Origin of the sequence: Daejeonella sp. (assembly GCF_044232565.1) — a bacterium.
Classification (GTDB): domain Bacteria; phylum Bacteroidota; class Bacteroidia; order Sphingobacteriales; family Sphingobacteriaceae; genus Daejeonella.
This window is the reverse complement of sequence record NZ_JBIILQ010000060.1, coordinates 1-12,633: the sequence shown is the minus strand read 5'-3', so window position 1 is coordinate 12,633 and position 12,633 is coordinate 1. Positions and strand designations below refer to the sequence as shown.

Sequence of the window (12,633 nt, the reverse complement as noted above, 5' to 3'; positions counted from 1 at the left end):
ATATTGGAACACAAAAACCCTTCATAATAGCATTGTGAAAAGTTTTTAAATGGAAAATAGTTATTATTGAAGCTCAAATACCTATATTTAAATTTAACGTTAAAATATTATGAAAAAATTAATCTTATTAGCCCTAATTTTTAGCAGTTTAGCCAATTTTAGCGCTTTTGCACAACAGGATAAAAGCAAAAGAGCTAGTCCGCCAGCACTAGTTTCACAAACTTTAAATTCAGGTGCTACAGTATCTATTGATTATAGCAGACCATCATTAAAAGGTAGAAGTCTGATTGAGCTTACTCCATCAGGAAAAGTATGGCGCACAGGAGCTAACGAGGCTACTGTATTTGAAACTAGTAAAGATGTGAAGATTGAAGGAAAAGATTTAGCAGCTGGAAAATATAGTATTTACTCTATCCCTGGCGAGAAAGAATGGACTATCATTTTTAACAAAACATGGAAAAACTGGGGTACCGTTTATGTAGAAAGCGATGATATTTTGCGGATTCAAGTAAAACCTAGCAAAGCAAAAGAATTCACTGAAATGATGAGCTTTGATATTGCAAAAGATGGCAATGTTCACTTACTCTGGGGGGATACTCAAATTAGTTTTAAAATTCAATAAAACATCAATGTCTGAAAAGGTTTAACAATAAATTAAACCTTTTTTTATGTCTTATCCTTTCAATTATTGCTTATGAAGATTGTTTTTTCGGGTTTTCTTGTACTTTTTTGTTCAGTAATCATTCTATCTTCTTGTCAATCGAAATCTTCAAAATCTGAAAAGGAGAACATTGAATATATTTATAACGACCTAAAACCCGACGAATTTTATCCTGCAGCACAAGTTGAATTACAAATTAATTCATCTGGATCAACAATGTACGGATTTGCCTATACTGCAGATGGTAAGGGGCCGCATCCAACCATTGTATTACTACATGGCTTACCTGGAAACGAGCGCAATCTAGATTTAGCACAGAATTTACGAAGAGCCGGCATTAATGTAGTCTATTTCAATTACCGAGGTGCCTGGGGCAGCAAGGGCGTTTTTAAATTTAAGAATGCTATTGAAGATGCTCAAGCGGTGCTTGACTATCTAACAGACAGCCTAAATAAAGACCGGTTAAAAGTTGATACTGGTAAAATTGCCTTTGTTGGACATAGCATGGGTGCTGGTTTAGCCTTAATTGCCGGATTAAAAGATTCACGTGTTAAGGGAGTATTTGCAATCTCCGTATTTAATCCATTTACACTTTTACAGGGTGAAAATGCCGAAGGGAATTTAATTGGCTTAAAGGAATATTTACTCAGCTTAGGGATGCTTAACTGTAACCCAAACGAATTTTTGAACGATATTTTGCGAGATATCAATCAGTATAATATCGAAAAAATGATTGCGAATTCAAAAAAACCAATCATGGTAATAGATGAACATATGAATAATTCTACATTCACCAATTACAATAAAAGTAAAACCTTTGAATATAAAATCTGGAACACGGATCATGCTTTTTCAAATCGGAGAATCGCACTGACCAAAGAAATAGTAAGCTGGATGAATAAGGATATTGTTTCTCTCCCTCAGAAGGAAGAAAAATCAAGTGATTTAAAAATTAAAAAATAGATTCAATTTTAAAGTCTTTCCCATTAAAATCAAATTCATAGCCCATTTTTTGTCTCATGAGTTTAAGTCCGATAGGTGAAATTGGCGAAATAGCAAAATAATTGGTCCCCTCAACTTGAATTTGCCCGCGGCTGATGCATATATAAAATTTACCATAATTTGTTATTACTAGGCTTCCAGCATGAATAATTTCTGAAGGCTGATAAGATTCAATCTGCTCAAGAGCTAGCTTCATTTTTTTCGCTTCCTCCAATTGCTTCCTATTTCTGTCAATTTCCTGTTGCATCATCTCACGCCCAGTTTCAAATTTATCGCCAGCACTACTTTTGGTATCATCATTTGCCGATTCGCGCGCATCTTTTATGGCGAGCTGAGCAGTATGAATACATTCCTCAACGTATTGAGAACACTGCTTGAACAATTCTTCCTTAATCCTATTCATTTCTACAAAGAAGCATATTTTTTAAATATTTACATCTGCCTAAGGTGCATTGTTGGTAAATAATTTAATAAATAAGAATAATTTAATCAAAACTCCTATTCTAAAAAACGGAACAATAATTTCCATTAAAGGGTCCACTAAACCAATAGGGAATCCTTTCCTGAAATTACCTAAAATTTAAACCAGGGTGCATTAAAGCTGTTTAAATTTAATATACCATCGAAAATCCGTATCTTTGCATTTTATTAAATATTCATGATTACAGTATCAAATCTATCTTTACGCTACGGCAAACGAACCCTTTTTGAGGAAGTAAATTTAAAATTCACATCGGGTAATTGCTACGGCATTATCGGTGCAAATGGAGCCGGAAAGTCCACATTTTTAAAAATCCTATCCAAAGAAATTGATCCATCAAGTGGATCAGTATCTTTCACTCCAGGTGAAAGAATGGCGGTTTTAACACAAAATCACTATGCTTTTGATGAATTTCCAGTAATTGAAGCTGTATTAATGGGCCATAAGGAGCTTTACAGTATCATGAAGGAAAAAGATACGCTTTATGCAAAAGAGGACTTTACGGAGAAGGATGGCGAACGCGCAGGCGAGCTAGAGAATATTTTTGCTGAAATGGATGGATGGAATGCCGAAAACAATGCAGCAACCATGCTTAGTAATTTGGGTATCAAAGAAGAGTTTCACTATACTTTATTGAAGGATTTAGATGGAAATCAAAAAGTAAGAATCTTATTGGCACAAGCATTATTTGGGAAGCCTGATATTCTACTTCTGGATGAGCCTACCAACGATTTGGACATACAAACAATAGCATGGCTTGAAGATTTCCTTGCTTCATACGAGGGAATAATCCTTGTTGTATCTCACGATAGGCACTTTTTAGATACGGTATGTACCCACGTGGTAGATATCGATTTCAGTAAAATGAATATATATACTGGAAACTATTCTTTCTGGTATGAGTCGAGTCAGCTGGCATTAAAGCAACGTTCAGACCAAAACAAGAAGACCGAAGAAAGAGTAAAAGAACTTCAGGAATTTATTCGTCGCTTTAGTGCAAATGCATCAAAATCAAAGCAGGCAACCAGTCGTAAAAAGGCATTAGACAAAATCAATATTGATGAAATACAGCCTTCAAACCGTAAATATCCAGGAATTATTTTCAATCATCAGGGTAGAGAAGCTGGAGATCAAATCCTGCAGGTAGAAAACCTGAAAAAAGAATTAAACGGTGAAGTATTATTCTCAGGAATTAACTTGATGGTTAATAAAGGAGATAAAATCGCCATTCTTTCTGAAAATAGTTTAGCCACTTCTGCATTTTATGATATTTTAAGTGGTCGTGATACGGATTATCAAGGGGAATATAAATGGGGTGTTACAATCAATATCGCAGATATCCCAAATGATAATTCGGAATACTTTAAGGCAAAAGAAACTAATCTTGTTGATTGGTTACGTGAATATTCTGAAGGGGATAAAGACGAGCAGTTCATCAGAGGTTTCTTAGGACGAATGTTGTTTTCTGGCGAAGAGGTTCTAAAACAATCTTCTGTTCTTTCAGGTGGTGAAAAAATGAGATGTATGTTTTCAAGGATGATGCTTCAACAAGCAAATCTTTTGATGTTTGATGAACCAACTAACCACTTAGATCTAGAATCTATCACTGCCCTAAACAATGGAATGAAAGATTTTAGAGGAATTATCTTATTTACCTCACGAGATCATGAGTTGACTGAAACTGTTGCAAACCGCATCATTGAATTGACTCCGGGAGGAATTATTGATAAACTAATGACTTATGATGAGTATATTTCGAGCGATGTTGTAAAACAACAACGGGAAGAATTAAACTCATAATCAAAAAAGAGTCGGTAAGCTAAAACTACCGACTCTTTTTATTAAAAAAACTACAATTTAGCTCGTTTTTTTAATTCCTCAATAGGCATAGTAAGCATTCTACCAATAGGATTATTTCCCCTGTAAGTGATTAGCTTTAACTGTTTTGCATCAATTGGAACGGTCAATGTGCCTATATATTTAGGATAAAAGCGATCTGGGAAAGAATTATCAAAACTGTAGTAAATATCAAGTCCCTCAATTTCTAAACTCAAATCCACCGTTAACCTTTTATCGTCAGTTTTACCTGCTTTAAAAATTGGATCATACACGCTTGGCGAGTATTTTGTCTCCGAAACTTCAAAGCGTTTAAAATGCTCCTCCACCCTTGAAATGAAGTCTGGCCAATTTTTTTTATCCTTCGCCGACCAAACAGATTCGGCAATAGCAAGTCCCCGCGGCCATGTCATGTATTCAGCTTGGCGGATATTATAAACCTGCTCAGTCCATAAATTGGCTTGCCCTCCTTTTATATATTTTGGATCTACATCATTAGGTATTGGTTCAAATTCGTAGGTTTTATTTAAACGTAAAGAAGCATAAACCCGTGGTTCTGAAATAACATCAGACTGCATATAATCCAAATAAGCATAGGTTGTAGGGCTCATTACCACCTCATGTTTATTTTGAGCTGCCTCAATGCCATATTTCATTCCACGCCAGCTCATTACGGCGGTTGTCGGACTAACACCTCCTTCTAAAACCTCGTCCCAAGCCATCATTTTTTTGCCTTTTGACTCTACAATTTTTTCAATCCTCCGCGTAAAATACCCTTGAACTTTGGTGATATCCTTAATTCCTTCTCGAAGCATAAGATCTTTAATCTGTTGATTTTTCTGCCAAAAATTAATCGGAGCTTCATCACCACCCACATGAATATACTCAAATGGGAAAAGCTGTGCCAATTGGGTAATAACTGTATCCATGAAGCTATAAACTAGTTCATTTGCAGGACAAAGCGTATTATCGATTAAGGCTTTAGGTGGCGCCCCTCCCGACCAATCCATAATTTTTTCTCCCGATCTTACTTTATAATTTATTGCTTCAGGAGTGCACGAAAGTTCGGGGTAAGAAGCAATTGCAGCAAGACTATGTCCGGGAACATCAACCTCTGGAAGAATATCTATGAATCTGTCTTTTGCATAAAGTACCAATTCCTTGATGTCTTCTTGTGTATAAAACCCTCCATAATTACGTGGCTCATCAGGTTTAGGAGGAATAAAATCGCCAAACTCACCGATACGCTTCACATTCCAAGCCCCAACTTCTGTAAGCTTTGGAAAGCCCTTAATCTCAATTCTCCAGCCCTCATCATCGGTAAGATGCAAATGCAAAATATTGTATTTGTATTTAGCCATGGCATCAATGTATTGCTTAACCTCCTCTTTTGTGAAGAAATGCCTTGCTACATCAAACATCAAACCCCGCCATCCAAGCTTAGGATAATCAGTGATGTCAACCACCGGAATTTGCCAGTTTACATGTTTTATCAATTGCTTACTTTCAATCTCTTTTGGAAGCAATTGCATTAATGTTTGAACTCCATAAAATAAGCCTGCAGGCTTATTAGCAGTAATGTTTACACCAAAAACTGTTACGTTTAGGTGATAACCTTCATTTCCTAATTTAGAATCATAAGAATCATTTATAGTCAGATTTATACTTGCCTGACCAGAACCTTTCTTAGAACTGACTTGATAACCCGTTGATGGAGCAATTCTTTGACTTATAATGGAAATTACAGATTGTAATTCAGCAGAGTTAGACGCATAAACCGTAATATTTTCTGGTAGTTTAAAATAACCAGAACCTGATTTTAAATAAACCGGTTCAGGAATAATTGCTATCCTTGGAGTATGTTTTTGAGCAAATACACTACAAGAAAGCAGGAGAAAAGATAAAAAATATGCAATTTTCTTCATTTGATTTTCTAGGCTTGTTTGGGAAGGATTAAAAATAGCTAAAAATCACTGTTTAAACAAAGATTGCGAAGGAAAGTGAAATGAATATCAAGGTCATACAATGACGCAAAAAAAAGCAGCTCCCTGGGATGGGAGCTGCTTTAGATATATAGAAATATAATCTACCTGATGGTAACTGCTTTTAGAAAAGCACCTGAAGCATCAAAGTGAACAGCATATTTTGTTAGGTTGGCATCAATTAATACTAAGTAGCCCTTAATTGCCCCATTTGCTTTGATTTCAAATGCTTTTTTGAAAACGTAATTAGGGTAAGTTGTGGTTAAATATGTAGTTGAAGCAGCTGGCAAAGCAGTAGCGGCAATCGACATTCCTTTTCCAGGGAAAGCAGGCAATTGATGACGCTTCAAGAAAGAATTAGACGAGCTAAATGCAGTTGCAAAATAATTTACATTTTTGCTAATCACAACGATACTTTGATCTTTATTTACAAAAGCATGAACAATTGTATCAGCTGCATAAGTTGTTGACATATATGTTTTAATGGCCGAAGGAATCGCACTGATGGCCAAAGTATCACGTTGTTTACCATCTCTGTGGTCAAAAAAACCACCAGCATGCCATCCACCACGACCTTTCATATTACGACCTTCTCTTAGCTCCAATACATTAACAAAAGCTCCAGCAGCGTCAAATTTTAAAGCAACAGGCTTTGCGTTAAACTGAATAACTACAACATAACTATCAATTGCTGAAGTTGTTTGATTCGAAATTTGATAAGCTTTTTGGAAGGTAAATCCAGCATAATTAGTGTTCATATAGCTTGCAATTGTAGAAGAAAGGGCCGCTAACTCAATGGGAGTTTTCTTAAATCCTTTCTTGCAAGCTCCCATAGCATATAAACTATCCGATGGTCCAAAACTAGATCCTAAAGCAGAAGTGCTGCTAATAGTAATCGCTTCAAGCTTAGCGAACTCAAGTTCGTTATCTATAGACATTGAATCTTTTTTACATGCGCCAAGGCTCATTAAGGCTATACTCAATACAAGTAAAGCACTTTTAAATTGTGTTTGTTTCTTCATGGTCTTTTATTTTTTCTATAAAATTATTGGGGCAAGATGAAGAATAGATGATTTTTTATATTTTTTTAAAAAAATAAACAAGGGCATTGACTATTCAATGCCCTTGTTTAACAATAATATTAATTTTTAGTGTGATTCATGTCCATCAGCGCCATGAGCATGCCCGTGAGCAAGTTCATCATCCGTTGCGATACGAACCGAAATAATTTTCCCGATAAAGTGGAGATCCTGTCCAGCCATTGGGTGATTTAGATCAACAATGACATCAGTTTCTGAAATTTCCTTTACTCTTGCACTAAACTGATGACCTTGATCATCCTGTAAAGGCAAAATTGAACCAATTACCGGAATTTCCATTTCACCAAACATTTCTTTTGGAAGATTAGTTACACGGCTATCATCTTTAGCGCCATAAGCATCTTCTGCTGCTAAATGAAAATCATAGGTATCACCTACGTTCAAACCAAATAGATTTTCTTCAAACTTAGGAAGCATCATTCCTACACCAAATAAAAAAACTAATGGATTTTGCTCATCTGCTTTTTCTACAAATTCTTCTTGATCGTTTTCCTTCGTGTAAAGATCATAGGTTAGCGCTACAACGCTGTTTAATTGAATTGTCATTTTCATAAAATTAAGTAATTGACAGGCTAGGATTATTTTTCCTAAATCACCGGCCTTGTATTGGGTTATCGATTTGTTTAATTGCGTCAATTACCTCAACAACTGGTAATAAACAAGTTCTATTTTGGCACACATAGATTTTTGTTTCTGTGGCCCATTTATCTTTCAACAAAGGTAATGTTCCTGAAGAACCTCCCAAAAGTATTTTGTTAGGAATATAATATTTTTCTAATTGCTTCCTTTTTTCTTCGGCAGAGGCACCTGTAATAGCAATTTCATAGACTCCAAAAACATGCAATAACAATAAAGAAGCCCAGTTTGAATACCCAGAACCATAGCTTTTTATTCGAGCCTGTACATTTCTTAGCATTTGCTCCGATATAGTTAGATAGCTGCTATGATCGTAAAAATGCCCCATTTTAAAAAGGTTATGCGCCATTACTGAATTAGATGCAGGAATAACATTGTCCAAAATTTCCTGTTTTCTGGCAATGAGCTGCTCGCCCGACTTAGCAGTATAAAAAAACATACCGCTCTCTTCATCATAAAATTCGGCAATAGCTACATCTGTTAATTTTTTGGCCACTTCAAGGTATTCTTCATCAAAACATGATTCATAAAGTGCGATGAAAGCCTCAATTACTAAAGCATAATCATCAAGAAAAGCCGCTGTCGGTTCCTCTTGCCCAATATTTTTCTGATAAACACGCACTAATTGTTGATCTATAATCAATTGATCAACAATAAATTTGGCGCTTTTTTGAGCTTTTTCAAGAAATTTAGGCTCAGCAAATACACGATAAGCATCGGAATAAGCTTTCAACATCATCCCATTCCATGAAGCGAGTATTTTATCATCCAAGCCCGGTCGGATACGCAATAAACGTGCCTCCAATACCTTTAACTTTGCTTGATTAATTTTACTCTCTAGAGCTTCCTCACTTATCCCTAATTGTAATGCTAATTCAGCATTTTCTAAATTCCTTATAAAAACATTGGTTCCCTCTTCCACCCAATTACCTTCCTCACTAAGCTGATAATAAATGCTGAATAATTCTTCATCATCGCCTAAAACTGATCTTATCTCCTCTTTTGAGAAGGAATAAAATTTTCCCTCAACACCCTCGCTATCGGCATCAATGGCTGAGTAAAAACCACCTTCTGGGGATGTCATTTCCCTTTCAATAAATTCTAAGCACTCATAAACCACATTTTTATAAATCGGATCGGGTGTATACTGGAATGCTTCTGAATATAAAGATATCAACTGCGCATTATCGTATAGCATTTTCTCAAAATGAGGAATATGCCATCTACCATCAACCGAATATCGAGCAAAACCGCCACCTATTTGATCGTAAATCCCCCCAAAAGCCATTTTCTGTAAGGTAACACGGCTTGCGGTATGTGCTAAATCATCTTTCATAAGATGGGCATAGCGCAACATAAATTGCCAATTATTAGGCAGCGGAAATTTGGGAATACGATTATAACCGCCCTCCACTAAATCGAATGTACGTTTCCATGATTCAAAAACATCCGACACATCTTTTTTTGAATAGTGATGTTCCTCTTCAATTTTAAGGAGCTGTTCGCCCTTATTGATACCATTAGTGAGCCTAACTGCATATCCAATAGCATCCTCTGGTTTTTGCTGCCAATAATCAGCCAAATTTTTCAGAATGCTTTTCCAATCCTCCTTCTTAAAATAGGTACCACCATAAATCGGACGCTGATCGGGTAAACAAAAACAATTTAATGGCCAACCACCGCTCCCAGTCATTAGTTGTACTGCATCCATATAAATTTGATCAATATCCGGACGAACTTCACGATCAATCTTAATGCAAACAAAATTTGCATTCATAATGTCAGCAACTCCTTGATCTTCAAAGCTTTCATGCTCCATGACATGGCACCAATGGCATGCGGAATATCCAATACTAATTAAAATAAGTTTGTTTTCATTTTTTGCCTTTGCCAATGCTTCTTCTCCCCAAGGAAACCAATCAACCGGATTGTTGGCATGTTGCAGGAGATAGGGAGATGATTGATTGATGAGTCTGTTAGACATGGGCTTGGATTTTTAACAAAAATAATGATTTACATGTGAGCATCTGATAATATCAAAGCAATAATTACTCTTCTTAATTATTTCAAGAATTATTTTTTGCATCAGAATAAAGCCTTAAATTTCGGCATGAAAATTACCCATATCGATGTTTACAGGTTTAGTATTCCAATGGAGCCTTTTGTAATTGCAACTGGAACCATGGATTTTGCACAAAATGTTTTCATTCGCGTTCATACAGACACCGCACATTATGGTGTTGGCGAATGTTCTGCCTTCCCCATGATTGTTGGTGAAACTCAAGAAACCTGCCTGGCGATGGCTAAGGATTTTGCCCAAATTTGGAAAGGAAAAGATGCCCTTGATATTTCTGCACGAATTCAAGACCTGCATAATTTTGCTGCTCATAACTCGACAATAAAAAGTGCTTTTGATATGGCACTATACGATCTTGCAGCAAAAAATCAGAATTTACCACTTTATCGATATTTAGGTGGTGAAAAAAGAAAAGTTGAAACCGACATGACCATCGGAATTGGAAGTCCGGAGGAAATGGCAAAAATTGCGCTACTTTATCAAAAACAAGGAGCAAGTATTTTAAAGATTAAACTTGGCAAGAAACCAGAAGTCGACCTGGAACGCATAAGAGCAATTAGAAAAGCTGTTGGTAAAGAAATGCTCATTCGAATAGATGCAAATCAAGGATGGAATTATGAGGAGGCTTTATTTTGTTTAAATGAAATGGACGCACTTAACATCGAATTTTGTGAACAACCTATGCGTACATGGTATGATGATTTGCTCCCAGAATTAAGAAAAAATACGGCAATTAAGATCATGGCAGATGAAAGTTGCTATAATCATCACGATGCTCGTAAATTAATTAATTCCGACGCCTGCGACCTCATCAACATTAAATTTGCTAAGTCGGGGGGAATAAATGAAGGCCTTAAAATTCATGAAACGGCCAAAAGTGCGGGTATACCCTGCATGATTGGAAGCATGCTCGAAAGCCGAATTGCCTTAAGTGCCAACCTACATTTTGCATACGCCTGTTCAAATATTAAATTTTTCGATCTAGACACCTGTTTATTAGGGCATTTAGTTGATCCTGTAATTGGAGGAGTAACTTATAAAGGCTATTTTCTAGACATTCCAGATACACCAGGAATTGGTGCAGATGCAGACGATGCATTTTTGAAAAACTGCGAAATGTGGCGGATATAAAAAAAAGTATCTTAATCTAGATGAGGGTTCACCTAGATTAAGATATTGACGAAAAAATTACTTGCTTAACTCGGCAAAATACTTGTGGAAAAGTGGAATAGTCTCAATTCCCTTGTAGTAATTAGCGATATCAAATTTCTCATTTGGTGAGTGTAGGTTATCGCTATCTAAGCCAAAACCCATCAATACAGTTTTAATTCCCAGTTCTTTTTCGAATAAAGCAACAATCGGAATACTTCCACCACCCCGTGTTGGAATTGGTTCTTTACCAAATGATTCCAAAATCGCTTTTTGTGCTGCTTTATAGGCAATGCTATCGGTTGGGGTAACAACCGGCTCACCACCATGATGTGGACAAACCTTTACTTTTACACTTTTAGGAGCGATGCTTTCGAAGTGATCTTTAAACAATTTGGTAATCTTATCTGATTGCTGATTAGGCACCAAACGCATCGAAATCTTAGCATAAGCCTTGGATGGCAATACTGTTTTAGCACCTTCTCCAATATAACCGCCCCAAATTCCATTAACTTCGAGAGTGGGACGAGTGCCAGTACGTTCAATAGTTGTATAGCCCTTCTCACCCCACAATTCATCCACTTTCAGGTCGATTTTATATTCATTTTCATTGTATGGTGCTTTGTTAAGCATTTCGCGCTCTGCGGGACTAAGCTCTAAAACGTCATCATAAAAACCAGGAATGGTAATATGGTTATTTTCATCATGCATAGAGGCAATGAGTTTGGCAAGAATGGTAGCAGGATTAGCTACTGCACCACCGTAAACACCAGAATGCAAATCGCGATCGGGACCAGTAACTTCAACTTCAACGTATGAAAGTCCGCGGAGACCCGTTTCTAATGAAGGATGCTCCAAACTAATCATCGATGTATCAGAAATCAAAACAACATCAGCCTTTAAACGATCTTTGTTTTCATTTACAAAAATTCCAAGATTGCTTGATCCTACTTCCTCCTCACCCTCAATCATAAACTTGATGTTACAAGGTAAGGTATTGGTGCTCATCATCAACTCAAAAGCTTTCACATGCATGTAAAACTGACCTTTATCATCACAAGCACCACGAGCATAAATTTTCTCGTCGCGAATAGTAGGCTCAAATGGTGGAGTTTTCCATAATTCCAATGGATCTGGTGGTTGAACATCATAATGTCCATAAACAAGAACTGTAGGTAGTGATGAATCTATAATTTTCTCGCCATACACAATTGGGTAACCAGCTGTGGGACAAATTTCAACTAAATCAGCTCCCGCAAGCTTTAACTTATCGGCAACGAACTCAGCAGTTTTAAGCATTTCATCTTTATACGACTGATTTGCGCTGATTGATGGAAAACGGAGTAGTTCGAAAAGCTCGTCTAAGAAACGTTGCTTATTATCATTCACGTATTTTCTAATTTCTTGCATACAATTTGTTTTGATACAAAGATATAAATCTAAGTCTAGCCTAAGTGGGCGAATAAAAATTTGACCAAAAAAAAATAATAAATTAATCAAAGCCCTTGAAACAAAACTTCCGAAAATGAACCTTAAAGAAAATAAATATCTTTTTTGTTAATACAATAACTATATCTATTAAGAAAATCTGTATTCCAATTCCCTAAAACCTAAAAAATCCTGAATGATATAAAATCATTCAGGATTTTTTTTAGGCTATTTTAAAACTATTTACTACCAGCCTTTGCTTTTTTCATTGGACTCATGGC

The 12,633-nt window shown here is 36.2% G+C and carries 10 protein-coding genes; 4 read left to right on the top strand and 6 right to left on the bottom strand.

Features of this window, described 5'->3' with window-relative positions:
* The first annotated feature begins 109 nt into the window (after positions 1–109).
* Positions 110–622, top strand: coding sequence for a DUF2911 domain-containing protein (locus ACILQF_RS05205; protein ID WP_395626354.1), 513 nt, complete (start codon positions 110–112; stop codon positions 620–622).
* A 72-nt stretch (positions 623–694) separates the two neighbouring features.
* Positions 695–1,624 carry an alpha/beta hydrolase family protein gene (locus ACILQF_RS05200; protein WP_395626353.1) on the top strand — a complete coding sequence of 310 codons (930 nt, stop codon included), beginning with the start codon at positions 695–697 and terminating at the stop codon, positions 1,622–1,624.
* Here ACILQF_RS05200 and ACILQF_RS05195 read toward each other — a convergent pair.
* Positions 1,614–2,066, bottom strand: a complete 453-nt coding sequence (locus ACILQF_RS05195; protein ID WP_395626352.1) for a 3-oxoacyl-ACP synthase — start codon at positions 2,064–2,066, stop codon at positions 1,614–1,616. The genes ACILQF_RS05200 and ACILQF_RS05195 overlap by 11 nt on opposite strands.
* 255 nt (positions 2,067–2,321) lie before the next feature.
* On the opposite strand from ACILQF_RS05195, the gene ACILQF_RS05190 reads away from it, so the two are divergent.
* Positions 2,322–3,944: an ABC-F family ATP-binding cassette domain-containing protein gene (locus ACILQF_RS05190; RefSeq protein WP_395626351.1), complete on the top strand. Its 1,623-nt coding sequence runs from the start codon at positions 2,322–2,324 to the stop codon at positions 3,942–3,944.
* Positions 3,945–3,994: 50 nt separating this feature from the next.
* Here the strand turns inward: ACILQF_RS05190 and ACILQF_RS05185 are convergent, their stop codons facing one another.
* The 4 genes from ACILQF_RS05185 to ACILQF_RS05170 form a co-directional block, all read right to left on the bottom strand.
* Positions 3,995–5,905 carry a beta-N-acetylhexosaminidase gene (locus ACILQF_RS05185; RefSeq protein ID WP_395626350.1) on the bottom strand — a complete coding sequence of 637 codons (1,911 nt, stop codon included), beginning with the start codon at positions 5,903–5,905 and terminating at the stop codon, positions 3,995–3,997.
* A gap of 161 nt (positions 5,906–6,066) precedes the next feature.
* The gene (locus ACILQF_RS05180; protein ID WP_395626349.1) at positions 6,067–6,984 is read right to left on the bottom strand and encodes a PepSY-like domain-containing protein; all 918 of its coding nucleotides are present in this window, start codon (positions 6,982–6,984) and stop codon (positions 6,067–6,069) included.
* Between the two features lie 126 nt (positions 6,985–7,110).
* Entirely contained in the window at positions 7,111–7,608 is a 498-nt protein-coding gene (locus ACILQF_RS05175; RefSeq protein ID WP_395626348.1) for a peptidylprolyl isomerase, read from the bottom strand.
* A gap of 46 nt (positions 7,609–7,654) precedes the next feature.
* Positions 7,655–9,682 (bottom strand): thioredoxin domain-containing protein, encoded by a 2,028-nt coding sequence (locus ACILQF_RS05170; RefSeq protein ID WP_395626347.1) that lies wholly within the window; start codon positions 9,680–9,682, stop codon positions 7,655–7,657.
* A gap of 126 nt (positions 9,683–9,808) precedes the next feature.
* Here ACILQF_RS05170 and ACILQF_RS05165 point away from each other — a divergent pair, with 126 nt between their 5' ends.
* Positions 9,809–10,906, top strand: coding sequence for a mandelate racemase/muconate lactonizing enzyme family protein (locus tag ACILQF_RS05165; RefSeq protein ID WP_395626346.1), 1,098 nt, complete (start codon positions 9,809–9,811; stop codon positions 10,904–10,906).
* Between the two features lie 57 nt (positions 10,907–10,963).
* Here ACILQF_RS05165 and ACILQF_RS05160 read toward each other — a convergent pair whose 3' ends face one another.
* On the bottom strand, positions 10,964–12,334 hold the full coding sequence (locus tag ACILQF_RS05160) for a dipeptidase (RefSeq protein ID WP_395626345.1): 1,371 nt from the start codon (positions 12,332–12,334) through the stop codon (positions 10,964–10,966).
* Between the last annotated feature and the right edge of the window lie 299 nt (positions 12,335–12,633).